Genomic DNA, 26,541 nt, shown 5'->3' with positions numbered 1-26,541 from the left:
CTCAGGCGTGCCCGTTGAAGGCGTCGCGCATCCGGGAGAAGAAGCCGCCCTGCTTGGTCAGCTCGGCGACCTCCTCGCCCCGGGTCTTGGCGAAGTCGCGCAGCATCTTCTCCTGGTCGGCGTCGAGCTTCGTCGGGGTCCGCACGTCGAGGTGGACGTAGAGGTCGCCCCGGCCGGTGCCGCGCAGGTGCGGCACGCCCCGGGCGCGCAGCCGCAGCGTGCTGCCCGGCTGGGTGCCGGCCTTGACGTCGACCGTCTCCTCGCTGTCCAGCGTCTTGATGGTCAGCCGGGTGCCGAGCGCGGCGGCGGTCATCGGCACGGTGACCCGGCAGTGCAGGTCGTCGCCCTTGCGGGAGTACACGTCGTGCGGCCGCTCGTGGATCTCCACGTAGAGGTCGCCGGCGGTGCCGCCACCCGGGCCCACCTCACCCTGCTGGGCGAGCCGGATCCGCATGCCGTCCTCGACCCCGGCGGGGATCTTGACGGTCAGCGAGCGCCGGGTGCGCACCCGGCCGTCGCCGGCACAGGTCGGGCAGGGGTGCGGGATGGTGGTGCCGTACCCCTGGCAGACGGTGCAGGGCCGGGCGGAGACCACCTGGCCGAGGAAGGTGCGCTGCACCGACTGCACCTCGCCCCGGCCGCCGCACGCCTCGCAGGTGGCCAGGTGGGTGCCGGCGGCGGTGCCGGCGCCGGAGCAGGTGGTGCAGAGCACCGCGGTGTCGACCGTGATCGGCGCCTCGACGCCGAACGCGGTCTCGTGCAGGTCCAGCTCCAGCCGCAGGATCGCGTCGGCGCCCGGCCGGGTACGCGGCCGCGGCCCCCGGGCGCCGCCCGCGGCGCCGCCGAAGAACGCGTCCATGATGTCCTGGAAGCCGACGAACGGGCCCGCGCCGCCGGGAGCGCCCGGCCCCGCGCCGCCGCCACCCGGGGCGAGCGGGTCGCCACCCAGGTCGACGATCTGCCGTTTCCGGTCGTCCGAGAGGACCTCGTACGCGGCGTTGATGTCCTTGAACTTCTCCTGGGCCTCCGGGTCCGGATTGACGTCCGGGTGGAACTGCCGCGCCAGCTTGCGGTAGGCGCGCTTGATCTCGTCATCGGAGGCTTCCCGGCTCACGCCGAGAATGCCGTAGTAGTCCCTGGCCACTGCGTTCGGTGTCCTCATGTTCGTCTCGCGTTGCGCCGGTCGTCGGCCGGAGCCGGGTGCCGGCCCCTGCCCTGGATCAGTTCTGGGCCAGCAGCTCGCCCACGTAGCGTGCCACGGCCCTCACCGTGGCGATGGTGCCGGGGTAGTCCATCCGGGTGGGCCCGAGCACGCCCAGACCGCCGACGATGGTCGCGCCCGGGCCGTACCCGGTGCTGACCACCGAGGCGGCCCGCAGGTTGTCGATCTCGTTCTCGTCGCCGATCAGCACCCGGGTGGTGCTCGGCTCGGCCTCCCCGATGAGCTTGAGCAGCACGACCTCCTCCTCGAGGGCTTCGAGGATCGGGCGCAGCGAGCCCTGGAAGTCGAGCAGGCCGCCCCGGGTGAGGTTCGCGGTGCCGGCGAGCGCGATGCGCTCCTCGTGCCGTTCGACCAGCGTCTCCAGCAGCACGGTGGAGAGCGTGGTCATCGCCCCGCGCAGGTGCGGCGCCGACTCGTCGACCAGCGCCTGGACCAGCGGCGGGGTCTCCGACAGCCGGCTGCCGACCAGCTTCTCGTTGACCAGCCGGCGCAGGTCGGTGACATGGTCGGCGGGGATCGGCGCGGGCAGCTCCACCAGCCGCTGCTCGACCCGGCCGGTGTCGGCGATCATGACCAGCATCAGCCGGGTGGTGGAGATCGGCACCAGCTCCAGGTGGCGCACCGAGGAGCGGGCCAGCGACGGGTACTGCACCACGGCGACCTGCCGGGTCAGCTGGGCCAGCAGCCGCACGGTGCGGTGCACCACGTCGTCCAGGTCGACCGCGCCGACCAGGAAGCGCTCGATCGCCCGGCGCTCGGCCGGGCTCAGCGGCTTGACCCGGGACAGCCGGTCGACGAAGAGGCGGTAGCCACGGTCGGTGGGCACCCGGCCGGCACTGGTGTGCGGCTGCCGGATGTAGCCCTCCTCCTCCAGCACGGCCATGTCGTTGCGCACCGTGGCCGGCGAGACGCCGAGCTGGTGCCGCTCGACCAGGGCCTTGCTGCCGACCGGCTCCTGCGTGGCGACGTAGTCCTCGACGATCGCGCGCAGCACGGCGAGCTTGCGGTCGTCGAGACCCATCTCCCCACCTCCTGACGCACGTCGGCCCGGAGCGACTGAGGCGCCCCGGGCGAGCGCACTGGCACTCGACTGTAGCGAGTGCCAGTCTACGTCGGCGTCCCCGCTGACGCGATGATCAGCGACGGACCACGGGTGCGCCCCGCCACCCGGACGGCGCGCCAGGGCCGATCATCCGGACATCCGGGGCGGTGTCGCTCTGGTGAGGGCTTGCCGGCAACCCCTACCGTGACGTCCATGACTGAACCACCTCGCCCTCCCGGAGCGGGGGACCCCGGCGACCGCCCGGACCCGACCGCCCCGTCCGGCTCGTCGTACGAGCCGCCCACCGCACCACTGTCCGGGGCACCCGGGGCGGGCGGCTATCCCCCGCCCGGTGGCTATCCGCCACCCACCGGTGACCAACCGCCGTCGGGTGGCTACCCACCGCCGGGTGGCTACCCACCGCCGGGTGGTTACTCCGCGCCGGGTGGTTACTCCGCGCCGGGCGTCGGCTATCCGACCGCCGGCGGGTACGGCGCTCCCGGCGGCGGGTACGGCGCCCCGGGCGGCGGGTACGCCACCGACGACGAGAAGACCTGGTCGCTGATCTCGCACTTCGGCGGTCCGGTCGGCGTGATCGTCGGCGGCAGCCTGCTCGGCTGGGTGGCGCCGCTGATCGCGCTCTCCGCCAAGGGCCAGCAGTCCCCGACCGTACGGGCGCACGCCACGGCCTCGCTGAACTTCCAGATCACCTGGGCGATCGCCAACGTCATCGGCTTCGTCCTGGCCATCGTCACCTGCGGGGTGCTCTTCTTCATCCCGATCCTGACCGCTCTGGTGCCGATCATCTTCGGCATCATCGGCGGGGTGAAGGCCACCGAGGGCGTCGTCTACCGCTACCCGGCGAGCTACGCCTTCAAGAAGTGACCGGTCCCGGCCGGCCCACCCGGGCCGGCCGGGCCGTGCGGGATCAGGGCAGCAGGTCGCGGACCACGGCGTCGGCCAGCAGCCGCCCGCGCAGGGTGAGCACCGCCCGCCCCGCCGCGTGCCCCGCCGGGTCCAGCAGGCCGTCGGCCAGCGCCCGCTCGGCGCCCGCCCGACCCGCCGGGTCGAGGGCGTCCAGCGGCAGGCCGGAGGCGAGCCGCAGCCGGAGCATGACGTCCTCCATGTGCGCCTCGCCGGCGGTCAGCACCTCCCGGGCCAGGCCGGGCGACTCCCCGGCGGCCAGGCGCTTCGCGTACGCCGTGGGGTGCTTGACGTTCCACCAGCGCACCCCGCCGACGTGGCTGTGCGCCCCCGGGCCGAGGCCCCACCAGTCCGCGCCGGTCCAGTAGAGCAGGTTGTGCCGGCACCGGGCCGCCTCGGAGCGGGCCCAGTTGGAGACCTCGTACCAGGAGAAGCCGGCCGCGCCGAGGGCCGCCTCCGCGGCCAGGTACCGGTCCGCCGCCACGTCGTCCGACGGGTACGGCAGCTCGCCGCGCCGCATCCGGGCGGCGAGCCGGGTGCCGTCCTCCACGATCAGGGCGTACGCGCTGACGTGGTCCACCCCGGCGGCGACCACCTGGTCGAGGCTGGCGGCGAAGTCCGCCGCGCTCTCCCCCGGCGTGCCGTAGATCAGGTCCAGGTTGACGTGGTCGAACCCGGCCTCGCGGGCCTCCAGCGCGGCGGCGACCGCCCGGCCGGCGCTGTGCCGGCGATCGAGGATCGCCAGCACCCCGGGTGCGGCGGACTGCATGCCCAGGGAGATCCGGGTGTAGCCGGCCGCGCGCAGGGTGCGCAGCGACTGCGGGGTGACCGACTCGGGGTTGGCCTCGGTGGTCACCTCGGCGTCAGCGGCCAGCCCCCAGGTGCGGTCGATGCCGTCCAGGATGCGGGCCAGGTCGTCGGCGGGGAGCAGGGTCGGCGTGCCACCGCCGACGAAGACGGTGTCCACCCGGGGCGGCGGGGTGTCGCCGAGGACCCGGGCGGCCAGCGCCAGCTCGGCCAGCACGGTGTCGGCGTACGACTCCCGGTCGGCGCCGCCGCCGAGCTCGGCCGCCGTGTAGGTGTTGAAGTCGCAGTAGCCGCAGCGGCTGGCACAGAACGGCACGTGGACGTACACGCCGAAGCCGCGCGCGCCGACCGCGCTCAGGGCGGTGGCGGGCAGCGACCCGTCGACGGGGACGGTCTCGCCTTCTGGAAGGACGCCGGGCATGGCCACTAGTGTGCCCGGCATGACCTCTCCCGACCGCCTCGTGCGGGTCGCCACGGCCCGTGGGGTGACCACCCTCACCCTGGACAGCCCGCACAACCGCAACGCGCTCTCCACGCCCCTGATGACCGAGCTGCTGGCCGGGATCGCCGCGGCGGTCGCCGACGACGCCGTCCGGGTGATCGTGCTGGACCACACCGGGCCGGTCTTCTGCTCCGGCGCGGACCTGAAGGAGACGGCCGCCGCGTACGCCAGCGGGAGCGTGCCGGCCGGGATGCTCGGCGACGTGCTGGCGGCGGTCTGGGAGTGCCCGAAGCCGGTGCTGGCGAAGGTGGCCGGGCCGGCGCGGGCCGGCGGCCTGGGCCTGATCGCGGCGGCCGACCTGGCGGTCTGCGCCGAGGAGGCGACGTTCGCCTTCACCGAGGTGCGGATCGGGGTGATCCCGGCGGTCATCTCCGCCACGGTGCTGCCCCGGCTGCACCCGCGCGCGGCGGCCGAGCTGTACCTGACCGGGGACACCTTCGACGGCCGGCGGGCCGCCGAGATCGGCCTGGTGACCGCGGCGGTGCCGGCGGACGGGCTGGACGCGGCGGTGGAGCGCTACTGCGCCTCGCTGGTGCGCGGCGCGCCGAAGGCGCTGGCCGGAGCGAAGGGCCTGCTGCGCCGCCCGGCCCCCACCGACCTGCGCGGCGAGATCGCCGAGCTGTCCGCCCTCTCCACCGGCTACTTCCTCTCCGACGAGGGCCGCGAGGGCGTGCTCGCCTTCCGCGAAAAGAGGAACGCCGCCTGGGTGCCGGTGGATTAGGCGCGTTTCCTTCCTTTGCTCCCGGAAATGTGAACCGGTCGGCCGACCCGGCTCGCCTTTTCGGGCACGTACGCTGGGGATGACCGTGAAACAGGAGGTGCGGGTGCGAAGTCGGGCAATTGTCGCAGTCGGTGTCGTCTTCGCGGTCGTCGCTCTTCTCGGGGTCTGGGTCGTCGTCCGTCAGCTCGGCGGCCAGCTCCGGCTCCCCGTGGCCAGCCGCACCTGCACCGTCCAGGCCGACGGCACGGTGCTGCTCGACGCCGACCAGATGGCGAACGCGGCGACCATCGCGGCGATCGGCATCCAGCGCGAGATGCCCGAGCGGGCGGTGGTGGTCGCGCTGGCCACCGCATACCAGGAGTCGGGCCTGCGCAACCTTGCCGGCGGCGACCGCGACTCGATCGGCCTGTTCCAGCAGCGGCCGAGCCAGGGCTGGGGCACCCCGCAGCAGATCCGCGACCAGCGGTACGCGGCCAACCGCTTCTACGCCGCGCTGAAGAAGGTGCGCGGCTGGGAGGAGATGCGGGTCACCGACGCGGCCCAGGCGGTCCAGCGGTCGGCCTTCCCGACGGCGTACCAGAAGTGGGCGGACGAGTCCGAGGTGCTGACCCGGGCGCTGCTCGGCGAGGCGACCGGCGCGGTGGCCTGCACGGTGAGCCGGACGCCGGTGATGCGGGGCGAGGCGGCCGCGGCGGCGCTGACCCGTGGCCTGACCCTGGACTGGGGGCTGCCGGGCACCGGCACGGTGGCCGCGCTGAGCGGGCTCACCGTGCCCGCCGCCGACCGTCGCGACGGCTGGCGGTACGCCCACTGGCTGGTGTCGCACGCGCCCGACCACGGGGTGAAGCGGGTCCGCTTCGCCGGCCTGGAGTGGACCGCCGAGGACGGCACCTGGGCCAAGGTCTCCGACGGCCGCCCGGCCGACGGCCAGGTGCTGGCCGAGGTCTTCGCCGAGGGGTGACCCCGGTCGCCGGCACCTCGCGGCCCGACGCGGACGCCGGCCTACCGGTGTCGTCCGGCCCGAGACCCGGTCAGGGGCGGGTGCCGGACACCCGGCGACGGACCTTCTCCAGGACCGGCTCCGGCAGCTCGACGGCGTCCAGCAGTCGGGGCAGCAGCTCCGGTTCGAGGTTCATCGCCCGGAACACCTCGCCGATGGTGACCCCGTGCGCGGGCCGGTCCACCACCTCGACCGGGTCGCCCGCGCCGACCTCGCCCTCGCGCAGCACCCGCAGGTACGCCCCGGGCGCCGCCCGCACCGTGAACCGCTTGATCAGGTCGGGTACGCCCCAGAACCCGGCGAAGGTGGTGCAGGGGGTGCGCGGCTTGGTCACCTGGAGCACCGCCGAGCCGATCGCCCACAGCTCACCGATGACCGCCCCGGTCACGTCCACCGCCGAGGTGGTCAGGTTCTCGCCGAACCCGCCGGGCGGGACGGTGCGCCCCAGCTCCGCCGACCACCACTCGGCGTCCTCCCCGGCGTACGCGTAGACCGCCTGGTCGGGGCCGCCGTGGTGGGCCCGCTCGCCGATGAAGTCCCCGGCCACCCCGTCGGCGCGCAGCAGCACCGGACCGTCGACGGGTCGTTTGTCGATGCCGGTGCGGCCGCTCGCGTCGCCCGCCCACTCCGCCTCGGTCACCACGCCGAGGTTCACCGCCGCCAGCCTGCCCGTCATGGCGCAGAGCCTAGCCGTGGACGCCGGGTCCGGGGCACCCGCCGATCCGCCGTCGGCTCCGCCCCTGACCGCGCCGGCCGGCCCTCGACGGCGCGACTCACCTCTCGACGGCGGGGCTCAGCCCTCGACGGGCGCGGGTCAGCCCTTGACGGCGCCGGCGACCAGCCCGGAGACCATCCGGCGCTGCACCAGCAGGAAGAAGACGATCACCGGCAGGGTGAACAGCGTCGAGGCGGCCATCACGGACCCCCACGCGGTGTCGTCCCGGCCGAAGAAGAAGGTCATCGCCACCGGCAGGGTGTACCGGTCCTGGTCGTTGACGAAGGTCAACGCGAAGATCAGCTCGTTCCAGGCCGTGATGAAGGAGAAGATGCTGGTCGCGACCAGGCCCGGCGCCACCAGCGGGAAGAGGATCCGGCGGAAGGTCTGGGCCCGGCTGGCCCCGTCGATCGCCGCGGCCTCCTCCAGCTCCTTGGGCACCGCGGCCACGAAACCGCGCAGCATCCAGACCGCGAACGGCAGCGAGAAGCCGAGGTAGGTCAGGATCAGGCTGGGCAGGGTGTTGTAGAGACCGAGCCGCTGGATCATCAGGAACAGCGGGATGACCAGCGCCTCCAGCGGGATCATCTGCACCACCAGCAGCATGATCAGGAAGCTGGTCCGGAGCGTGAAGCGGAACCGGGCCACCGCGGTGGCCGCGAGCAGCGCGACCAGGCCGCTGAGCAGCACCGTGCTCACCGCCACCAGAGCGCTGTTGAGGAAGAAGTCGGCGAACGTCACGCCCGGGATCAGGTTGCCGGTGAGGATCTCCCGGTAGTGCTCCAGGGTCGGTTCGGCCGGCACCGGCCGGGGCGTCGACGAGAAGATCTCCCGGTTGGGCTTCAGCGACGTGGCGACCATCCAGTAGACGGGGAAGGCGGCGAAGAGCGCCACCAGCAGGCCCGCGCCGTTGAGGGCGATCCGCTTCACCATCGCGCCGCGCCTCACGCGTCCTCCTCCTGCTTGAGCACCATGCGGACGTAGAGACCGGTCACCACCAGCAGGATCAGGGTGAGGATGACCGCGATCGCGGAGCCCACGCCGTACTTGGGCGGCGGCGAGAATGCTTCGGCGTACGAGTAGATGGAGAGCATGAACGTCGGCCGGTCCTGGGTGCCGCCGGCCAGTACGAACTGCTGGGTGAAGACCTTGAAGTCCCAGATGGTGCTGAGCACGATCAGGATCCCGAAGACCGGCCGCAGCAACGGGAAGGTGATCTTCCAGAACACCTTCCACGGCCCGGCGCCGTCGACCCGGGCCGCCTCGTGCAGCTCGCTCGGCACGCTCTTGAGCCCGGCGAGCACGCTCACCGCGATGAACGGAAACGAGTGCCAGACCACCACCAGGGTGAGGATGGCGAAGAAGAGCAGCGGCGAGTTGAACCAGCCGTACCCGGTCCAGTCGCTGCGACCGAAGAGCGCGGTCGACAACCCGTCGGGCAACTTGTTGAACAGCCAGGTGACCAGCCCGCTGGTGTCGTCGAAGATCCACTTCCAGACGATGGTGCCGGTCAGTGCCGGGGTGGCCCAGGCGAGCATGACGCAGCTCGCCACGAAGGTGGCCATCCGCCGGCCGAGCCGGTTGAGCAGCAGCCCGACCAGGGTGCCGAGGATCATCGTCAGCACCACGTTCGCGGCGGCGAAGAGCACCGTGTTGCGCAGCACCGTACGGAAGAACGGGTCGCCGAGGATCTGGGTGTAGTTGCCCAGCCCCACCCACGGCCACTCGCGGTCGCCGCGCAGCTGCCGGACGCTGTCCAGCTTGTAGAACGACATCGCCACCACCTGGCCGAGCGGCCAGAGCAGCAGCACCCCGATGACCACCAGGCAGGGCAGCAGGAGCAGGTACGGCAGGCGGTCCACGCGGGGCCGCCGCCGTGCGGAGGTCTTCCGCACGGCGGCAGTCCCGGTGGACTTGGTCAGGGTGCTCACTTGGCGTTGAGAATGCTTTCCATCTCGGCGGCGGCGTCGGCGGTGGCCTGCTCGACCGTCTTCTGGCCCTTCATGACCGAGCTGTTCATCGCCTGGGTCACCGTCTTGGTGCGGCTGACCTCCACCCACTTCGGGGTCAGCGGGGTGACCTTGGTGTTCTGCATGGTGGTGGCGAACGCGGCCATGACCTTGTCGTTGGCGTACTCACCGCCGCTGACCAGGTCGGAGTAGACCGGGAAGAAGTTCAGGCTGCTGGCGAAGGTCTTCGCGTTCTTCTTGTTCAGCAGGACGGTGAGGTAGTCCCACGCCAGGTCCTGCTTCTTGCTGTCCTTCCAGAGGGCGACGTCCGAGCCGCCGGCGAACGCCGGGGCCGGCTTGCCGTCCGGGCCGGGGATCGGGAAGGTGCCCCAGACCTTCTCGATGTCGGGGTTGTCCTTCTTGATGGCGGCGCCCTGCCAGCTACCGGCGAAGGCCATCGCCGCCTTGCCGGTGGCGAACTGGGTGCGGGCGTCGATCTCGTTCCAGCCGGCGGCGGCCGGCGGGGCGACCTTGTGCACGGTGACCAGGTCGGTCCAGAACTTGACCGCCTTCTGCGCCTCGGGGGTGGTGTAACCGGACTTCCAGGTGCCGCCCTGGTTGGTGGCGATCTCGCCGCCGGCGCCCCAGAGGAACGAGTAGAAGGGCAGCTCGGAGTTGCCCGGCAGCGCGATGCCGTAGGTGTTCGGCTTCTTGGCCTGCACGGTCTTGGCGGCGGCGACCAGCTCTTCCCAGTTGGTCGGCGTCTTCACGCCGGCCTCGGCGAACCAGTCGGTGCGGTAGTAGATGCCGCGGACGCCGGCGTACCACGGGACGCCGTACTGCTTGCCGTCGAGCTGGGCGTTCTTCACCAGGTCCGGCAGGATGTCCTTGCTCTCCGCCCAGCCGGACATCTTCCCGGTGATGTCGGCGAGCGCCTCCTGGGCCGCCCAGCCCTGGGTCTCGGTGTTGCCCAGCTCGGTGACGTCCGGCCCCTCACCGCCGGCGAGCGCCGCCTGAAACTTCTTCGGCGCCTCCAGCCAGGGGATGTACTGGACGACCACGTCGGTGTCGGGGTGCTTCTGCCGGAACTCGGTCTCGACGCCGTCGAGGAACTTGGTCTGGGCGTCGCCGCCCTCGCCCATCATCCAGACCGTGAGCTTGCTCTTGTCGGCCGCTTCGTCGTCGCCGGAGCCCCCGCAACCGGCGAGCACCATCGCGGCCGAGGCCACGACGGCGGTGGCCGGAGCCAGCCGCTTCCACCTGTTCACGCCACTTCTCCCTCGCGCCGTCTGGCAGTAACCTTCTCTGCCGCACCCTAGTAGGAAAAATTCCTTTACGACAGGGGCGGGTTCCGGGCGAGGCGACGGTACCGCAGCCGGCGGGTCGGGGAGCAGACCCGTTCCGGGTACGCGGACGGGCGCCCGACCTCAGGTCGGGCGCCCGTCGAAGAGCGTTGTCGCTGCTTACCGGTGGGTGACGCTGCGGCTTACCGGTGGGTGACGCTGCGGCGGCGACCCACGCCGGCCACCAGGGCCACGGCGATGGCGGCGAGCACGACCTGGACCAGCAGCTCCATCCAGTCGATGCCGGCGGTCTCGGTGGCGATGCCCATGGCCCGCGCCAGCACGGTGCCCAGCAGGGCGGCGCCGATACCGATCAGCATGTGCAGCCAGATCGGCATGTTCTGCCGGCCCGGCACGAGCAGGCGGCCCAGCGCGCCGACGATGAGACCGACGACGATGGCGGTGATGATGCCCCAGACGGTGAGCTCCACGACCGTCCTCCTTCTTTAGGTATGACACACGATGTGTGGTTCTTGGCGTGATCGATAAGGTTCCCGATCCCGCGATTTTCCAAACCGACTCCGGGAACGATCTGGTCAAGACCCGCCGGGACCTGCACTTTCGTCGCAGCCGTCGCCCGGGACCGGACGTGAGCGGGCGGTGGGCCGGGAGTCCGGGTGCAGACGCGAGCGGGCGCCCGCCCCCGAGGGGTACGGGCGCCCGCTGAGCAGTGCGCTGCGCTGGATTACCGGTGGGTGACGCTGCGGCGACGGCCCACGCCGGCCACCAGGGCCACGGCGATGGCGGCCAGCACAACCTGCACCAGCAGCTCCATCCAGTCGATGCCGGCGGTCTCGGTCGCGATGCCCATGGCCCGCGCCAGCACGGTGCCCAGCAGGGCCGCGCCGATACCGATCAGCATGTGCAGCCAGATCGGCATGTTCTGACGGCCCGGCACGAGCAGGCGGCCCAGAGCGCCGACGATGAGACCAACAACGATCGCGGTGATGATGCCCCAAACGGTGAGCTCCACGGTCGCCCTCCTTCTGAAGATTGAGTCACACGGTGTGTGTGGTTCCTGTCGTGACCGCTAGATTCCCGACCGTCCGAAAATCCAAACCGACTCAGCGAAACGGCTGTCGCCCCCTGTCGATACGCAACCCCCGCGTCGATTGCCGCGCAGCACGGCAAACCCGCAGCTCAGGCCGCATGGGCCGGCACCGGGCAGGGCCGCGGCGGCCATCGGAAATTTCCCGGGTACGACCCGACGGCGGGCACGCGAAACGGCCGGCACCCCCGCAGGAGGATGCCGGCCGTCAGCCGTCGCGCTACTTCTTGCCGGGCGCCTTGGCGTCGCCGGAGTCGGAGGAGAGGGCGGCGATGAAGGCCTCCTGGGGGACCTCCACCCGGCCGACCATCTTCATCCGCTTCTTGCCTTCCTTCTGCTTCTCCAGCAGCTTGCGCTTACGGCTGATGTCACCGCCGTAGCACTTGGCGAGCACGTCCTTGCGGATCGCCCGGATGGTCTCCCGCGCGATCACCCGGCTGCCGATGGCGGCCTGGATCGGCACCTCGAACTGCTGGCGCGGGATCAGGTTGCGCAGCTTGGCCGCGATGGTGACCCCGTAGTTGTACGCCTTGTCCTTGTGCACGATCGCGCTGAACGCGTCCACCGGCTCGCCGTGCAGCAGGATGTCGACCTTGACCAGGTCGGACGCCTGCTCGCCGGAGGGCTCGTAGTCCAACGAGGCGTAGCCCTTGGTGCGGCTCTTCAACTGGTCGAAGAAGTCGAAGATGATCTCCGCGAGGGGCAGTGTGTAGCGCAGCTCCACCCGGTCGGCGGAGAGGTAGTCCATGCCGAGCAGGCTGCCCCGGCGGCCCTGGCAGAGCTCCATCACCGCGCCGACGTAGTCGTTCGGGGTCAGCACGGTGGCGCGCACGACAGGCTCGTACACCTCGGCGATCTTGCCGGTGGGGTACTCGCTCGGGTTGGTCACCACGATCTCCTGGCCGTCCTCGGTGATGGCCCGGTAGACCACGTTCGGCGCGGTGGAGATCAGGTCGAGGTTGTACTCCCGCTCCAGCCGCTCCCGGATGATCTCCAGGTGCAGCAGGCCGAGGAAGCCGCAGCGGAAGCCGAAGCCGAGCGCGCCGGAGGTCTCCGGCTCGTAGTCGAGCGCGGCGTCGTTGAGCTTGAGCTTGTCCAGCGCCTCGCGCAGGTTGGGGTAGTCCGAGCCGTCGATCGGGTAGAGGCCCGAGTAGACCATCGGCTTCGGGTCCTTGTAGCCACCCAGGGCCTCGGTCGCCGGCCGCGAGTTGATGGTGATCGTGTCACCGACCCGGGACTGGCGGACGTCCTTCACGCCGGTGATCAGGTAACCCACCTCGCCGACGCCCAGGGCGTCGGCCTTCACCATCTCCGGCGAGATGACGCCGATCTCCAGCAGCTCGTGCACCGCGGCGGTGGACATCATCTTGATCCGGTCGCGGGCGCTGATCCGCCCGTCGATCACCCGGACGTAGGTGACCACGCCCCGGTAGACGTCGTACACCGAGTCGAAGATCATCGCCCGGGCGGGCGCCTCGGCGTTGCCGACCGGCGGCTTGAACTGCCGGACGATCTCGTCGAGCAGGTACGGCACGCCCTCGCCGGTCTTGCCGGAGACCTTGATGCAGTCCGCCGGGTCGCCACCGATCAGGTGGGCCAGCTCCTCGGCGTACTTCTCCGGCTGGGCGGCCGGCAGGTCGATCTTGTTGAGCACCGGGATGACGTGCAGGTCGTTCTCGAGCGCCAGGTAGAGGTTGGCCAGCGTCTGCGCCTCGATGCCCTGCGCGGCGTCGACCAGCAGGATGGCGCCCTCGCAGGCGGCCAGCGAGCGGGACACCTCGTAGGTGAAGTCGACGTGGCCCGGGGTGTCGATCATGTTGAGCACGGCGTGCTCGCCGGCCCGGTCGCCCTCCCGGATGGTCCACGGCATGCGGACGGCCTGGCTCTTGATGGTGATGCCGCGCTCGCGCTCGATGTCCATCCGGTCGAGGTACTGCGCGCGCATCTGCCGGGGGTCGACCACGCCGGTGAGCTGCAACATCCGGTCGGCCAGGGTCGACTTCCCGTGGTCGATGTGCGCGATGATGCAGAAGTTCCGGATGCGCGCCGGGTCGGTGGAACCAGGAGCGTTCGCGCCGGGATCGAGCTTCGGTGGCACAGCGGTCCGTTCTGGTCGGCTGACGTGAGCGGGCCGGCGCGCCGCCGGCCCCCTCTATGCTCCCACGTCGCTCCGGACGCGGTCCGATCACACCTGGGTGCCGCGGCTCACCGCCGGGCCGCCCACCCCCGGCCTTCCCCGGCCGGGCCGGGTCACTCCTCCCAATGCCCCCCGGCCCGTGCCGGCGCTCGGCCCGGCCGCCTTCCCCGGCCCGGCCGGGTCACTCCTCCGGCGGCTCGACGAAGAGCGCGGCCAGCCGGGGCAGCCGGCGCCGAGCCTCGTCCTCGTCGTCGAAGTCCCAGAAGTCGTTGAGGTCGGGCACCGCGACCGGGTCCCGCTCCGCCGGCAGCTCGGTCGCGGTCGCCTTCCGGTACGCCTCCCACGGCACCGTGAGCATGTCCTCGCACTCGAACTCCTCGCCGCTGAGCGCGGCGGCCCGCACCCGGGGCACCTCCGCCAGGGAGTCCGGGTCGCCCACCGCCCGGGCGAACACCGCCCGGCCCTGGGTCATCAGCCAGCCCCGGAAGTACTCGAAACCGTCGTCCGAGGCACCCCCGTTGATCAGATAGGCCGCGCCCCAGAGGTCGACCCGGTAGGAGGCGGACAGCACCCGCTGCTGGTGGCGCGCGTACCCGACGATGTCCTCCGGGTCCCGCTCGGCCAGCAGGGCGACCGCGCGGGCGGCAACCGCGTCGCCCTCTCCCCCGGCGCCGGCCCGCGCCTCGTCGATCAGCTGCCAGAAGTCGTCGGTCCTCATGGCCTGGCAGTCTCCCAGACCCGCCCCCGGGCGCGATCCGGCAGCGGGAACATGGCGGCGAGTCGCGGGTACCGGCGGGCCAGTTCGGCAGGGTCGCCGAGATCCCACCGCTCGTCGGCGGGCTCGGGCGAGGAACTCAGCTCCCGCCCCCGGGCCTCGACGGCCTCGTCCAGACCCTCCTCCTCGCCGGTGACCCGCTCGTACGCCTCGTCCGCGACGTAGTCCAGGCACTCCCACTCCGGCCACTCGTCCTCCGCCCACTCCCGCAGGTGCCGCCCGGCGAGGCGACGCACCTGCGGGACGTCGGCGAGCGCGTCCGGGTCGTCGGCGACCCGCTCGAAGGCCGCCCGGCCGAGCCCGACCAGCCAGGCCTGGAAGTAGTGGAAGCCGTCGTCGGAGCAGAGGCCGCCGCAGATCAGCAGCGCCGCACCCCAGTGCCGCCAGGTGTCGACCCGGCCCCGCAGCTCGTCGAGCCGGACAGCGAAGTCCACCGCCTCGCCGGCGGGCCGCTCGGCCAGGCGGTCGGTGAGCCAGGCCAACCGCTCGTCGGGGATGGCGGTGACGGCGGCGGACCGCTCGATCAAGGCCCAGAACTCGTCCATGCGCACGAGGCGGATGCTGCCAGCGCGGTACGACAGGAAGCCGGGACGGGCCGTGCGCGGCTGGGCGGGGGCGCGCCGGCAGGGGCAGCATGGGGGCGTGCCCGCGCTACCGCCGCTCCCGGTGCCGTACCACGCCACCGCCGTCCGGCCGGACTGGTCGGCGCTGCCCGCCGGGCTGCGCGCCGCGGTGGCGGACCGGCTCGGCGCGCCGGTGGTGTCGGCGCGTACCGCGACAGCGGGCTTCACCGGCGGGTTCGCCGCCCTGCTGACCGGCGCGGACGGCGGCCGGATCTTCGTCAAGGCCGCCGACCTGACCCACCAGCGGCACCTGGCCGACTGGTACGCCCGGGAGGCGGCGGTCCTCGCCCGGCTCCCGGCCGGCGTGCCGGTCCCCCGCCCACGCTGGGCGCTGACCGCGTCCGGCTGGTACGCGCTCGCCCTGGACGCCGTCGACGGCCGCACGCCCCGGCTGCCCTGGGATCGGACCGAGCTGGACGCCGTCCTCGCCGGGTACGCCGAGCTGGCCGCCGCGTTGGCCGATCCGCCCGCCGAGCTGGTCGCCCTCGGCCTGCCCCGCCTGGCGGACCTGGCTCGCGAGGACATCCTGTGGTGGGGCGAGGTGGCCGCCGGGCGCGAACCGGTGCCACCGATGCCGGCCGCCGCGCACGGCCGCCTGCCCGAGCTGGTCGCGCTGGAGTCCCGGCTGCCCGGGTACGCCGCCGCCGGCCGCGGCCTGGTCCACGGCGACCTGCGGGTGGACAACGTGCTGCTCGACGTCGGCGGGCGGGCCTGGTTCTGCGACTGGAACTGGATCTGCCACGGCCCGGCCTGGTTCGACCTGGCCGGCCTGCTGATCACCGGGTACGCCGACGGGCTGCCCGTGGACGCGATCTTCGCCGGCCATCCGGCCGCGGCCGGCGCCCCGCCGGACGCCCTCGACGTGACGCTGGCCGCACTGGCCGGCTACTACCTCACCTCCGCCGCCGCCGGCCCACCACCGGCCCCACGCCCCGCGCCGGCGGTCTCCCCGCACCTGGGGGCGCACCAGCGGTTCAGCGGGGAGCAGGCGCTGCGCTGGCTGGCCGCCCGGCAGGGCTGGAGCTGAGTCGTTTTGGCTCGTCCCGGCCGACCTGGTAACCTGGCTCTTCGCGCAGCGATGACGCCTGCTTGTCGCGCGCAGAAGCAGACCAAACCGAGCTATCAAGACGAGGCTGTCGCGTGGCGAACATCAAGTCCCAGATCAAGCGCAACCGGCAGAACGAGAAGCGCCGGCTGCGTAACAAGTCGGTCAAGTCGTCGCTGAAGACCGCCATCCGGAAGTTCAACGAGGCTGCGGAGGCCGGTGACGCCGAGAAGGCCACCGTTCTCATGCGTGACGCGGCCCGCAAGCTGGACCAGGCCGCCAGCAAGGGCGTCATCCACGCCAACCAGGCGGCCAACCGGAAGTCGGCGATCGCGAAGCGCGTCGGCTCGCTCTCGGCCTGACCGAGCGACCTCAGACCTGACCTGAAGCCCCGGGCTACGCCCGGGGCTTCAGGCTGTCCGCCCCTCCGGCACCCACGCGCCCTGGCCGGCCGTCGGTGATCACATGGTCGACTCCATTCCGCGGACATGGCGGCATCCGCACCACTGGGATACCGCCATGTCGCGTACCCGGAGTCGATCACGGTCGCGGGCGACCGTGGGCGGGTCAGGACCGGTCGACGGAATCGCCGGTCGGGCCGGCGGGTCCGGGCGCTCCCCACGGCCGGTCCGACGTGCCGCGTCGCCAGGCGGGAGCACCGGGCGGCTCGGTGGCGACCACCATGCCGGGCAGGGTCCGAGGCACCCGCGCCCGCCCGATCACCGGCTCCATCTGCCGCCGGAACCGGTCCCGCTCCTGCTCCGGCACGAGTGCCGCCGAGCGGACGACCCGCTCGGCCACCATGTCGTTGAGCTTGACCATCAGGGCCACGGCGGCGGGCAGCACCACCACCGCCCACCAACTCACCAGCTCGGCCAGGGCGAGCAGCACGGCGAGCGCCACGGCGCCTTCGAAGAAGAGGAAGCAGAGCACCCCACCCGGGTTGACGACGCGCAGTCCGAGCGCCCGGGCGTAGAGCGGGCGGTACCGCTCGTCCTCGCCGGGCACGGTGCTCCACGCCGTCCGGGTGGGGCGGGTCACCGGGCGCCGCCCCGCCGGGCGGCCGCGACGGAGAAGACCGCCTTCTCCAGCGCGTACGCCCGGTCGTCCGCGCCGCCCTTGACCGCCGCGTTGCACTCGGCGGCGGCCCGCATCGCCTCGACCAGGCCCTCCGGGGTCCAGCCCCGGGCCCGTTGCTGCGCGTTCTTGATCTTCCAGGCGGGCATGCCGAGGGTGCTGGCGAGCTGGTACGGGTCGCCCCGGCCGGCGGCGGCGACCCGGGCCACGGTGCGCACCCCGTCGGCGAGGGCGTCGGCGATCGGCACCGGGTCGACCCCGACGTGCAGGGCCCAACGCAGCGCCTCCAGCGCCCCCGGGACGTCACCGATCATGGTTGCGTCGGCGACCGTGAAGCCGGTCACCTCGACCCGGCCCCGGTAGTACCGGGCCACCGTGTCGGCGCCGATCCGCCCGTCGGTGTCGGCGATCAGTTGGGAGCAGGCGGCGGCCAGGTCCCGCAGGTCCCCGCCGACGGCGGCGATCAGTGCCTCGGCGGCGTCCTCGGTGCACTTCCCGCCGCTCCGGCGGATCTCGTCCCGGACGAACGCCACCCGGTCCCGGTGTCCCTTGAGCTTCATCGCGGGCACCACGGTGGCGCCGGCCGCCTTCAGCCCGTCGGCGAACGCCTTGCCCTTCGCCCCGCCCAGGTGCAGCACCACCAGCTGGACGTCCGGGTCGGGGTTCTTCGCGTAGGCGAGCAGCGCGGTCGCGAGGTCCTTCCGGGCGTCCTGGCCGGCCCGGAGCACCAGCACCCGCCGCCCGCCGAAGAGCGAGGGGCTGAGCATCTCGTCGATCTCGCCGACCGTCAGCGACCCGGCCTGGTACTCCCGGACGTCCACGTCGGGGTCGACGCTGCGGACCTTCGCCACCGCTTCCGTCACCGCGCGCGTGGCGAGCAGCTCCTCGTCGCCGAGGACGAGCAGAATGGGAGGGAGGCTGGCGGCGGTCACGCCGCCCATCTTGGCACGGTCCACCGGGGGATCGTGCCTGGTCATCGGCGGCTGTGACGGCGGACCCCGCACTCAGCGCAAATCCAGACATTTACGTTAATGCGGGCTCACCCCCACAATGCGCCTCCATCCGGTGATCCCCTTGCCCCGGTCACCGTCGTCCCGGCGCGACGCCCCGCGTCACCACCGCCAGGCCGTGCCGGCCGGTCACCACCGCCACGTCCCCGTCCGTGTCGGTACGCAGCACCCGGACGCCGCCCCGGGCCAGCCGGGCCAGCACCGACGGGCTGGGGTGCCCGTAGTCGTTGTCGACGCCGACCTCGACCACCGCGACGGCGGGCCGGACCGCGTCGAGGAACGCCGGATCCTGGTACGCGCTGCCGTGGTGGGCGACCTTGAGTACCTCGGCCCGGAGGCCGTCGGGCGGCACCCGGTCCAGCAGGGCGCGCTGCTCCTCGGTCTCGGCGTCCCCGGCGAGCAGGATGCGCACCCCGGCCACGGTGGCGCGCAGCACCAGGGAGTTGTTGTTCGGGTCGGACCGGGTGCCGTGCAGCGGGTACGGCGGCCCGAGCGCCACCAGCTCCACCCCGCCCGCCCGGTACGACCAGCCGGCCGCAGCGGCTCCGAGTACGGCGGCGCCGGCCGCCGCGCCGGCGACCAGGTCCCGCCCGGCCGCCGGCTCGGCGAGCCCCGGGGTGCGCACCTCCACCACGCGCCGCCCCCGGAAGACCCCGGCGACGCCGCCCACGTGGTCGGCGTGGAAGTGGCTCACCACCAGCAGCGACACCTCCCGTACGCCGAGCCGGCGCAGGCAGCCGTCCACGGCGGACGGTTCCGGGCCGGCGTCGACCACCACGGCCCGACCGGCCGCCACCGGCAGCACCAGGGCGTCGCCCTGGCCCACCGCGCAGCCGACGATCACCCAGCCGGCCGGCGGCCACCCGCCTGCGAGGATGCGGACGGGCAGGGTGCCGACGATCACCGCGACGGTGCCGACCGCTACCAGCCGGCGCACCACCGGCCGCCGGGTGGCGAGCAGCAGCGCCACGGTCAGGCCGGCCAGCAGCAGCGCACCCGGCACCCCGCCGGGCCAGGGCAGCATGCCCGCCGGCAACCGCGCGCCAACCCGGGCGACGGTCACCAGCCACCAGGCCGGCCAGCTCGCCAGCCAGGCGGCGAACTCCGCGCCGGCCGGCCAGAGCGGCGAGACGGCGGCGGCCAGCACCCCGAGCACCGTGGCGGGTGCGATGGCGGGCACCGCCAGCAGGTTCGCCGGCACCGCGACCAGGCTGACCGTGCCGGAGATGCCGGCCACCACCGGCCCGCAGGCGAGCTGCGCCGCCGCCGGGACGGCCAGTGCCTCGGCCAGCCCCGCCGGTACGCCCCGGCGCCGCAGCGCGTCCCGCCACCTCGGCGCCAGCAGCAGCAGCCCTCCGGTGGCCAGCACGGAGAGCGCGAAACCGGCGTCCCCGGCCAGTTCGGGGTCCACCAGGACCAGGACAGCCACCGCGGCGCTCAGCGCGGGCAGCGCCGCCCGGGGCCGCCCAGCGGCCAGCGCGGCCAGCCCGATCGCCCCCATGGTCGCGGCCCGTACCACGCTCGGCGAGGGACGGACCAGGATCACGAAGCCGACCAGGGCCAGCCCGCAGAGCACCGCCGCCACGCCCGGGCCGGCCCGCGCCCAGCGGACCAGGAGCAGCACCGCACCCACCACGATCGCCACATTGGAGCCGGAGACGGCGTTGAGGTGTGTCACTGCGCAACCAAGGCGGGTTGAGAATCTCCTGCCGTCCGCTCGGCTCAGGCGGCACGGGCTCCCGTCGCGCCCCCTAAGAACTGAGGGAATTGTTAGTAAGAACTGCATAAGAATGGAGGGTATTACCGCCACTATAGTAATGGTGCGCGTCACAAATAATGGGGCGTAGTCGGCTTGTTGTTGCTGGACTAGCCGACTAAGTTGGAGATATCAAAGAACGCCGACGCTAGTGCGGGTAGGCGGAGGATGCAGCCCCGGACGGGGTATTAGGTCTCCGCTGAGTAACCGCACGAACGGCCGTCATCCCGGACGGGAACGCCGAGCAGAGGTCACCGCCAGACGTGGTGATCCCCGCTCGGCGTTCCCGTGTCCGGGAGAGAAGACATGGCAGCGTCAAAGACGCTCACCCCCGAGCAGCGCAGGGAGCGGGCTCGCAAGGCTGGCCGCGCGGCGCACTCGATCGACGCTCACGTCAGGGCCGTTGTGGACCGGGCTCCGGAGCTGACCGCCGATCAGGTGGCCAAGCTCCGCGCGATCTTCGCTCCGGCGGTGAACGGCTGATGCGGAATGAAGAAAGCCGCCCCGGCCAGGGCGGCTCTCACAACTCCTACGCTGAGACCAATAGTAACTCAGTTTGTAGGGAGTCGCTGCCGCTCACCAAGAGCGGAACCGTTGTCGGCGGTGGCAACTTCATGCCCGATGTGCCGCTCACCAAGGCGCATTGGCACGAACTGACGAACCTCTCCGCGATCGACCCGGAGGTCATCCGCGAGCGCGGTTACGTCTCGGTGGACCGGCCCCGGTCGGCGGACAGCGACAGCATTCCGGGGCTCCGGCTGGAGGGTGACCGGCGCGAGCAGTTGAAGCGGCTCGGGTTCCCCTCGTGGTCGCTGGCTCAGGATGGCTACTTCCCGATCTTGTGGCTCCCGAAGCACAGCCCGACCGGCAAGCCGCTCCCCGGTCAGCTAAAGCCATGGCGCGCGGTCCCGAACCGGGACGGCAAGAAGATGAAGTACGCCAGCGCCCGGGGATGCACCGGCCTGGACGTCCACCCCCGGTGGACGCGGGACCCGGACCCGGACGGCCGGGACGTGGCAGCGCTGCCCGCCATCCAAGACCCGGAGATCCCGCTGTGGATCACGGAGGGGATCAAGAAAGCGGACGCGCTCACCTCGCGCGGGGTATGCACGGTCGGGCTGGACGGCGTGTTCAACTGGCGGAACAGCCATGCGACGCTCGGTGACTGGGAAGACGTGCGGCTCAAGGGCCGTGAGGTCACGGTCTGTTTCGACGCGGACGCGCTGACCAAGCCGGCCGTACTCCGGGCCATGAAGCGGCTCGGTCGGTGGCTGCGCAGCAAGGGCGCGGCGAAGGTGCTCTACGTGGTGCCGGAGGTGGTCGCCGAAGGCGTGAAGGGAGTTGACGACTACTTCGCCGCTGGAGGCACGCTGGAGGCGCTGGCCGCGCGGCGGCAGGCCAAGCCGTACGCGGAGCCGGCCACCGTGGACACCTTCACCGACGCGCAGATGGCGGAAATCGTGGCCGGGGACGTGCTTGACGGCGCGTTCTGCTGGACGGCCGGGCTCGGGTGGCTGGCATGGGACGGCAAGCGGTGGGCGTCCGTGACGGACGCGGAGGTGACGGAGGCTGTCCGGCAGTACGTGATCAGCCGGTACACGGAGGCGCTGGACGAGGAGAAGCAGCGCGCCGCGAGCGGCCAGGATGGCGACCGACGCGACCTGGACGGCTGGCACAAGATGCAGCGGGCGCAGCGGATCGCGGACGTGATCCGGCTGGCGCGAGGGATCGCGGGCGTGCTGCGTGACGCAGCGGAGTTCGACTCCGACCCGGACGTGCTCAACACCCCGACCGGAGTCGTGGACCTGCGCACCGGGGAGGAGTTCCCCCACGACCCGGACCTGATGATCACCAAGATCACCGGGGTCGGGTACCGGCCGGGCGCGGAGTCGGAGGCGTTCAAGACGGCGCTGGAGGCGGTCCCGACGGACGCGCTGGAGTGGCTGCAACTGCGGATCGGCCAGGCCGCCACCGGGCACCAGGCGGACGACGGGCGGATGCTCCTGCTGACCGGCGGTGGCCGCAACGGCAAGACGGCCGTGATCGGGTCCGTCTTCACCGCGCTCGGTGGCGCGAACTTCGGTCACGGGTACGCCACGAAGGTCCCGAACACGTTGCTACTCAAGGGAAAGAGCCTCGGATCGGCCACCCCGGAGAAGATGACGCTGCGCGGCACCCGGATGGCGTACATGGAGGAGACGCCGGAGGAGGGCTACCTGGACTCCACGGTCGTCAAGGATCTGCTGGACGCCGAGGCGATCGAGGGTCGCAAGCTGTACAAGGACACGGTGTCGTGGAAGCCGACGCACTCAATCTTCCTGAACACCAACCACGCGCCCACCGTGACCGACACCGGGGACGGCGCGTGGCGGCGGCTCGCTCGGGTGGACTTCCCGTACCGGTACCGGCTCAACGGTGACCCGATCGAGCGCGAGACGGATCGGGTGGGCGACCCCCGGCTCAAGGCCAAGCTGGCGACCACGGAGGCGCAGGAGGCCGTGTTGGCTTGGGTGGTGGCCGGCGCGATCCGGTGGTACGCGGCGGGATCTCTGACCTCCAACGCGGGCGACCCGGAGTCGGTACGGGAGAGCGTGGCACGTTGGCGGGAGTCCTCCGATGAAGTGCTCCGGTTCCTGCGGGAGCGGTGCCAGTTCGACCCAGACCGGTGGGTGCCCTCCGAGGAGCTGTACCAGCAATTCGCGGACTGGATGAAAGCCAGCGGGCACCGGGCACCGTCCGCGCAGGTGTTCAAGCGGCGGCTGTCCGACCACGGCGCGCTCCCGGCTTACGTGGAAGCCAAGAAGATCCGGTCCAACCGGCCCGGCGTCTCCCGGCCGCGCACGCAATGGATCGGCCAGAGCAAGCCGCTCCCGGCGACCCTCGCGGCGGTGCTCGGCGTGGCCTTCGCCGAGGAGTAGCCGCCCCCTGTTCCGGATGTTCCGGATGGTCAGGAACTTTCCCTAAGAGCGCTTCACGTAGGGAAGTTATCTGCGATCCGGAACATCCGGAACACCTCGCCCGGCCCTGGCCCATACGTGAACACCCCGGCTGCTCCCGGCCGACTTACTCAATGGAGCCCGGCCCCGAGGCGAACACCCCGGCCGTCGCTGGCCCACTCCCCCGCTGACTCACCCGCACCCGTGAAGGGATGGACCATGACCACCACCATTGGCTACCTGCACACCGACACGCAACGAGGCACCATCACCCTGGCCGTGCCGTGCGAGCCGTGCCGCGCCTTCCACTGGCACGGAGCCGGCACGGTGGAGCAGCCCTACTACTCCCCCGGCGACCTGACCGACCGCCGGAGCCACTGCCACAACGGCAACAACTACTCCGCCATCACGATCAGTCCGGAGCCGTACCGACCGGAGTGGGTCACGCCGCAGCGCGGCCGGTTCTCCGCCGCGTACCGCCGGGAGGTGGCCCGGTGAGCAAGTGGCGCGAGCAGGCTCCGGGCACGGCCGCGGAATGGCGGATGCCGGCCACCCGCGCGGAGATCGTGGCGGAGCTGGAGCTGTGCGAGGTGCCGGCCACCGCCACCCCTGCGGAAGCCTGCTGCCGCCTGGAGCTGTCCGGTACGTGGGTCGCGCGCGGCCCGATGGCAGCGGCGCAGCGGTACCGGCGCGAGCGGGTGTCCGTGCTGTCCGGACACGTGGACAGGTAGGACAGGTTGGACAAGGCAGCCCCGGACATGTCCGGGGCTGCCTGCTGATCTTGTCCGCGAGGTTGTCCGGACAAGCCGGCGGACTCATGTCCGGGCTGTCCGGGACCTAGGTCGCGCCTTGTCGTCTTCCGAGCGAAGCCATGGTTTCGGCCACTCTCGGACCCACCTTGTCCTAGGACATCCGGTGCCGAAACGGCAGGTCAGAGCACCTGTCCGGCCCCGTTGTCCTAGCTCCGGACACCGGCGCTGTCCAGCCTGTCCGGGCTGTCCATGTCCGGCCGGCTGTCCGTTGTCCCGGTGTCTGGCTGTCCGTGTCCAACTCGACGTACGTGATCGGGTCGAGTCCGGTCGGACAACTCGCTGTCCGCGTAGATGTCCGCCTGTCCGGGCGGGACAGGTCCAGCGCGTTGTGCAGCCGGTCGAGATCGCGGGAGAGGGGACCCAGTCCGGCGAAGGGACCCATGCAAACAGTGCCGCCTTTGGTGATGAAGTTGGTGAAGGGCTGGCAGTGCGGGTTGCCTAGGACCACCCGCACTGCCGTCCGCGCTACCTCCGGCCCCTAGCCGGTCGCCTGCGCAGCGCCAGCACGATCCCGCTGATCGCCGCGCCCGCAACGGTGGCGATCGCCGGGATCGCCACCGGGGCAACGTTGCCAACGTCGTCTCCGCTGAGCCTGACGACGTACGCCAGCGCCCCGATGGACAGCACCGCGACCAGCACAAGCGCGCCGATCAGCACATGCTCCGTGCTCGTGGTACCCCCGGACTGGTGCGGTCCGGTCCCTCTCGTTACCGTGGACACTTGGTTTCGTTCTCCCTCACAGATGGTCCTTGCCTCGGACATGAGTGGACGTGACCGTTCAAGGCGGCCCCGGGGATGGCAGTCCCCGGGAGTCCGCCGCCTTGACCTAAAGGACCAGGCCGGTTACTTCCGTCGGAGCACTGTATCGAGCGAACCCGACGCCTGCGTGCAGCCCCGCGCGACCCGGCACCCTCGCTCGGTGGGACTGTACCGACTCCTCCGTCCATCACCGACCCACCCGACCGTGCGGCTGAGCGTCGCAACTGCCTTCACTTCTCATAAGTGTTCAGGCCGAGTTTGGTGACGGAACTCGCCCCACTCGGACCTGCACTCGCGCCGTTGCCACGTCGGGCGATGCCGCAGCGCCCAGGTTGAGGTACCTCATGCGCCCGCAAAATTCCTGTTCAGAGCGGTATGAGGCTCCAGCGATCCGGGCAGGAACTGCGGCTTGTCGAGGATCTACTTGTAGAGCGCGCCGCCGAAGTCCCCCGCCCGCCGCTCCCCCTCGCCGCGCACGACCCGCCTTCTCCTGCTGGCTGATGCGGGTCGCGTCCACCACGCCAGGCCGCGCCGAGCATAAGCGGGATTATGGTATGCCTTGCTTGATACAAAGCTTGGTACAATGAGACATGCCTAGAACGCCTGCCGGTAAGCGCCACGAACAGGAGTTGATGGCGCTGGAGCTGAGCAACGCCGGCCACTCCATCGACACCATCGCGGAGCGCCTGGAGTGCAGCCGCGCGACCGCCGCCCGACGCGTACAGGCCGCGCTCCAGCGCATCCCGGCGCAGGAGGCGGACACCCTGCGGCGGCAGTCGGAGGCGCGGATCAACGGGTGGATGCGGCGGTGTAACACGCTGCTGGACTCGGAGCTGTCCACACAGGACACCACGCGTGTGCTGAACCTCCTGCTCTCCCTGGAGCGCGAGCGCGTCCAGCTCTACGGGCTGCGCTTGCCGTCCGCCGTGGTGGTCCAGATCGAGCAGGAAGGTGTTCAGTGAGCCCGCTCGCGCGCCCCGACATGGGCCGCCCCGGCGCGCTCGGCCGGTGCAGCACCCACCGCCGCGCACGGCTGGCCGAGCCCCGGGCGGACCTGGCGGAGCAGATCGCCACGGAGCGGCTGGCGCAGGAGTCGCGCGCCTACGTGGACGGGGACGACACCGCCCCTCCCCTGCCGCGCACTCCCCGCCGCCGTGGCACCTGCCCGGACTGCGTGCGGACCCTCGCTGCCGCCGCAGCGGCATACCTGAATGGAGACAACCAGTGACCTACCCCAACGAGCGCCGCGTCCGCTACGTGCCGACCCTGGCCGTGTGGACCGTGGACACGCAGCAGAGCCACGCCGGAGGCGCGGATCAGCTCCTCGGCGCGATGCTGGCCTACGCCACGGAGTCCGGGGACATGCCGGCCGGCTGCACGTGCGCGCCGGAGTCGTTCAGCTACCACGGCCAGACCGGCATGCAGGCCAGCCCGCCGCGCGTGCACGGTGTGTTCCGCCGGGGCGGGGTGTCGATCTACGGGCACGGCACCCTGCCGGACGGGGAGCGGGGCTCGGTGGAGGGCAACGCGAGCCAGTGCCCGCACGCGAACGCGGCTGGAGAGCAGCAGGCAAAGGAACTGGCCAAGGCTGGCCGGTGGGATGACCTGTACGCGCTCACGGAGGCGTTCCCCGCCGCTCCGGGCACGCTCCAGCCGGCCGAGCCGGGCAGCAAGGCTCCGGCCGCGTGGCACGGTGAGCCGCTGACCGTGTCCGGGGTCGGCGCGATCCCGGATCGGCACGTCCACCCGGACGTGCGGGCGGACCTGGCCCGGCTCGGCGTGCTGGCCGCCGACGCGGACCGGCTTGGCCGCGCGGCCAGGGAGGCGCAGGCGGCGGTGGAAAGCGCCGGCACGGACGCGCGCCGGCAGGCTGCGGAGGCCGCCGCCGCCGGGACGCCCCTGGACGCGGCGGCGGTCACCCGGTCGATCCGGGAGCGGCAGGAGCAGGCGGAGGCCGCTCAGATCACGGCGGACGGCACCCGGGACGCGGTGGCCAAGGTCCGGCAGCAGGTGGCGGACGGGATTGCGGAGCGGCAGGCGGAGTGGCTGTCCTACCTCCGGGATCAGGCCGCTCACGGGCTGGCGCGGCTGGATCTCGTGGTGTCGGAGCTGGAGGCGGCGGTGGAGAACCTGGCCGAGATCGACCGGGTGCGGCAGGCGGTGGAGTCCCCGAGCGCCGGCCGGCTGTTCCACGGCGCGTCGATGATCGCGGGCAACGCGGTGGACGCGGCCAGGGAGACGCGCCAGCGAGCGGCGGAGGCGCTGGCCGGGCTGGAGCGGCACGCGGCCAAGGCGCGCAAGGCGGAGGCGGCTCAGGCGGCCTGAGCGGTCACAGCGA

At 72.1% G+C, this 26,541-nt stretch carries 27 protein-coding genes and 1 pseudogene; 12 read left to right on the top strand and 16 right to left on the bottom strand.

Going from position 1 to position 26,541, the window contains the following annotated elements:
• Nucleotide 1: 1 nt before the first annotated feature.
• Complete coding sequence (gene dnaJ, locus FHX75_RS23570; protein ID WP_211364576.1) at nucleotides 2-1,144, bottom strand: molecular chaperone DnaJ; 1,143 nt, start codon at nucleotides 1,142-1,144, stop codon at nucleotides 2-4.
• A gap of 76 nt (nucleotides 1,145-1,220) precedes the next feature.
• Nucleotides 1,221-2,243, bottom strand: a complete 1,023-nt coding sequence (gene hrcA, locus FHX75_RS23565; protein ID WP_154942492.1) for a heat-inducible transcriptional repressor HrcA — start codon at nucleotides 2,241-2,243, stop codon at nucleotides 1,221-1,223.
• Between the two features lie 234 nt (nucleotides 2,244-2,477).
• On the opposite strand from hrcA, the gene FHX75_RS23560 reads away from it, so the two are divergent.
• Entirely contained in the window at nucleotides 2,478-3,149 is a 672-nt protein-coding gene (locus FHX75_RS23560; protein WP_154942491.1) for a DUF4870 domain-containing protein, read from the top strand.
• Nucleotides 3,150-3,192: 43 nt separating this feature from the next.
• Here FHX75_RS23560 and hemW read toward each other — a convergent pair whose 3' ends face one another.
• Nucleotides 3,193-4,416 carry a radical SAM family heme chaperone HemW gene (gene hemW / locus FHX75_RS23555; protein ID WP_211364575.1) on the bottom strand — a complete coding sequence of 408 codons (1,224 nt, stop codon included), beginning with the start codon at nucleotides 4,414-4,416 and terminating at the stop codon, nucleotides 3,193-3,195.
• Between the two features lie 19 nt (nucleotides 4,417-4,435).
• Between hemW and FHX75_RS23550 the strand changes: the two genes are divergently transcribed.
• Nucleotides 4,436-5,218, top strand: a complete 783-nt coding sequence (locus FHX75_RS23550; RefSeq protein WP_154942489.1) for an enoyl-CoA hydratase-related protein — start codon at nucleotides 4,436-4,438, stop codon at nucleotides 5,216-5,218.
• A gap of 97 nt (nucleotides 5,219-5,315) precedes the next feature.
• Nucleotides 5,316-6,179, top strand: coding sequence for a hypothetical protein (locus FHX75_RS23545; protein WP_170285453.1), 864 nt, complete (start codon nucleotides 5,316-5,318; stop codon nucleotides 6,177-6,179).
• Between the two features lie 70 nt (nucleotides 6,180-6,249).
• On the opposite strand, the gene FHX75_RS23540 is transcribed toward FHX75_RS23545, so the two are convergent.
• From FHX75_RS23540 to FHX75_RS23500, 9 genes are all read right to left on the bottom strand, one after another.
• Nucleotides 6,250-6,894, bottom strand: coding sequence for an MOSC domain-containing protein (locus FHX75_RS23540; protein ID WP_154942488.1), 645 nt, complete (start codon nucleotides 6,892-6,894; stop codon nucleotides 6,250-6,252).
• 138 nt (nucleotides 6,895-7,032) lie between these two features.
• Nucleotides 7,033-7,866: a carbohydrate ABC transporter permease gene (locus tag FHX75_RS23535; RefSeq protein WP_154942741.1), complete on the bottom strand. Its 834-nt coding sequence runs from the start codon at nucleotides 7,864-7,866 to the stop codon at nucleotides 7,033-7,035.
• 11 nt (nucleotides 7,867-7,877) lie between these two features.
• Nucleotides 7,878-8,864: a carbohydrate ABC transporter permease gene (locus tag FHX75_RS23530; protein ID WP_154942487.1), complete on the bottom strand. Its 987-nt coding sequence runs from the start codon at nucleotides 8,862-8,864 to the stop codon at nucleotides 7,878-7,880.
• Nucleotides 8,861-10,150: a sugar ABC transporter substrate-binding protein gene (locus tag FHX75_RS23525; protein WP_154942486.1), complete on the bottom strand. Its 1,290-nt coding sequence runs from the start codon at nucleotides 10,148-10,150 to the stop codon at nucleotides 8,861-8,863. The genes FHX75_RS23530 and FHX75_RS23525 overlap by 4 nt, the downstream gene beginning before the upstream one ends.
• A 218-nt stretch (nucleotides 10,151-10,368) precedes the next feature.
• Nucleotides 10,369-10,656: a GlsB/YeaQ/YmgE family stress response membrane protein gene (locus FHX75_RS23520; RefSeq protein WP_154942485.1), complete on the bottom strand. Its 288-nt coding sequence runs from the start codon at nucleotides 10,654-10,656 to the stop codon at nucleotides 10,369-10,371.
• 254 nt (nucleotides 10,657-10,910) lie between these two features.
• On the bottom strand, nucleotides 10,911-11,198 hold the full coding sequence (locus FHX75_RS23515) for a GlsB/YeaQ/YmgE family stress response membrane protein (protein ID WP_154942485.1): 288 nt from the start codon (nucleotides 11,196-11,198) through the stop codon (nucleotides 10,911-10,913).
• Nucleotides 11,199-11,493: 295 nt separating this feature from the next.
• Nucleotides 11,494-13,371: a translation elongation factor 4 gene (lepA, locus tag FHX75_RS23510; RefSeq protein WP_154942484.1), complete on the bottom strand. Its 1,878-nt coding sequence runs from the start codon at nucleotides 13,369-13,371 to the stop codon at nucleotides 11,494-11,496.
• Nucleotides 13,372-13,591: 220 nt separating this feature from the next.
• On the bottom strand, nucleotides 13,592-14,128 hold the full coding sequence (locus FHX75_RS23505; protein ID WP_154942483.1) for a DUF4240 domain-containing protein: 537 nt from the start codon (nucleotides 14,126-14,128) through the stop codon (nucleotides 13,592-13,594).
• On the bottom strand, nucleotides 14,125-14,730 hold the full coding sequence (locus FHX75_RS23500) for a DUF4240 domain-containing protein (RefSeq protein ID WP_154942740.1): 606 nt from the start codon (nucleotides 14,728-14,730) through the stop codon (nucleotides 14,125-14,127). The genes FHX75_RS23505 and FHX75_RS23500 overlap by 4 nt, the downstream gene beginning before the upstream one ends.
• A 97-nt stretch (nucleotides 14,731-14,827) precedes the next feature.
• Here FHX75_RS23500 and FHX75_RS23495 point away from each other — a divergent pair, with 97 nt between their 5' ends.
• Complete coding sequence (locus FHX75_RS23495) at nucleotides 14,828-15,835, top strand: phosphotransferase family protein (protein ID WP_246158488.1); 1,008 nt, start codon at nucleotides 14,828-14,830, stop codon at nucleotides 15,833-15,835.
• A 113-nt stretch (nucleotides 15,836-15,948) separates the two neighbouring features.
• Entirely contained in the window at nucleotides 15,949-16,215 is a 267-nt protein-coding gene (gene rpsT, locus FHX75_RS23490) for a 30S ribosomal protein S20 (RefSeq protein ID WP_154942482.1), read from the top strand.
• Nucleotides 16,216-16,420: 205 nt separating this feature from the next.
• Here the strand turns inward: rpsT and FHX75_RS23485 are convergent, their stop codons facing one another.
• The 3 genes and pseudogenes from FHX75_RS23485 to FHX75_RS23475 form a co-directional block, all read right to left on the bottom strand.
• On the bottom strand, nucleotides 16,421-16,894 hold the full coding sequence (locus tag FHX75_RS23485) for a hypothetical protein (RefSeq protein WP_246158486.1): 474 nt from the start codon (nucleotides 16,892-16,894) through the stop codon (nucleotides 16,421-16,423).
• The gene (holA, locus tag FHX75_RS23480; RefSeq protein WP_154942738.1) at nucleotides 16,891-17,871 is read right to left on the bottom strand and encodes a DNA polymerase III subunit delta; all 981 of its coding nucleotides are present in this window, start codon (nucleotides 17,869-17,871) and stop codon (nucleotides 16,891-16,893) included. The genes FHX75_RS23485 and holA overlap by 4 nt, the downstream gene beginning before the upstream one ends.
• A 142-nt stretch (nucleotides 17,872-18,013) precedes the next feature.
• A pseudogene (locus tag FHX75_RS23475) lies at nucleotides 18,014-19,630 on the bottom strand (ComEC/Rec2 family competence protein); the annotation flags it as partial.
• A gap of 372 nt (nucleotides 19,631-20,002) precedes the next feature.
• On the opposite strand from FHX75_RS23475, the gene FHX75_RS30945 reads away from it, so the two are divergent.
• From FHX75_RS30945 to FHX75_RS23460, 4 genes are all read left to right on the top strand, one after another.
• Nucleotides 20,003-20,179, top strand: coding sequence for a hypothetical protein (locus FHX75_RS30945; RefSeq protein WP_170285441.1), 177 nt, complete (start codon nucleotides 20,003-20,005; stop codon nucleotides 20,177-20,179).
• 131 nt (nucleotides 20,180-20,310) lie between these two features.
• A complete protein-coding gene (locus FHX75_RS23470) occupies nucleotides 20,311-22,614 on the top strand; it encodes a phage/plasmid primase, P4 family (protein ID WP_170285440.1) in 2,304 nt (767 codons plus the stop codon).
• Between the two features lie 237 nt (nucleotides 22,615-22,851).
• Nucleotides 22,852-23,130, top strand: a complete 279-nt coding sequence (locus tag FHX75_RS23465) for a hypothetical protein (RefSeq protein WP_154942480.1) — start codon at nucleotides 22,852-22,854, stop codon at nucleotides 23,128-23,130.
• Nucleotides 23,127-23,363 (top strand): hypothetical protein, encoded by a 237-nt coding sequence (locus FHX75_RS23460; RefSeq protein WP_154942479.1) that lies wholly within the window; start codon nucleotides 23,127-23,129, stop codon nucleotides 23,361-23,363. The genes FHX75_RS23465 and FHX75_RS23460 overlap by 4 nt, the downstream gene beginning before the upstream one ends.
• A gap of 546 nt (nucleotides 23,364-23,909) precedes the next feature.
• On the opposite strand, the gene FHX75_RS23455 is transcribed toward FHX75_RS23460, so the two are convergent.
• Nucleotides 23,910-24,101, bottom strand: a complete 192-nt coding sequence (locus tag FHX75_RS23455; RefSeq protein ID WP_154942478.1) for a hypothetical protein — start codon at nucleotides 24,099-24,101, stop codon at nucleotides 23,910-23,912.
• 692 nt (nucleotides 24,102-24,793) lie between these two features.
• Between FHX75_RS23455 and FHX75_RS23450 the strand changes: the two genes are divergently transcribed.
• Genes FHX75_RS23450 through FHX75_RS23440 form a run of 3 tightly spaced genes read left to right on the top strand, consistent with a single transcriptional unit; the run spans nucleotide 24,794 to nucleotide 26,528 of the window.
• Nucleotides 24,794-25,165, top strand: coding sequence for a helix-turn-helix domain-containing protein (locus tag FHX75_RS23450; RefSeq protein ID WP_154942477.1), 372 nt, complete (start codon nucleotides 24,794-24,796; stop codon nucleotides 25,163-25,165).
• Nucleotides 25,162-25,431, top strand: coding sequence for a hypothetical protein (locus FHX75_RS23445; protein WP_154942476.1), 270 nt, complete (start codon nucleotides 25,162-25,164; stop codon nucleotides 25,429-25,431). The genes FHX75_RS23450 and FHX75_RS23445 overlap by 4 nt, the downstream gene beginning before the upstream one ends.
• Complete coding sequence (locus FHX75_RS23440) at nucleotides 25,428-26,528, top strand: hypothetical protein (RefSeq protein WP_154942475.1); 1,101 nt, start codon at nucleotides 25,428-25,430, stop codon at nucleotides 26,526-26,528. Before FHX75_RS23445 ends, FHX75_RS23440 begins: the two co-directional genes overlap by 4 nt.
• Nucleotides 26,529-26,541: the final 13 nt, after the last annotated feature.

Source organism: Micromonospora palomenae, assembly GCF_007829925.1.
Classification (GTDB): Bacteria; Actinomycetota; Actinomycetes; order Mycobacteriales; family Micromonosporaceae; genus Micromonospora; species Micromonospora purpureochromogenes.
Note: the sequence above shows the minus strand (reverse complement) of the source record. Positions and strands in the feature narration are given on the sequence as shown.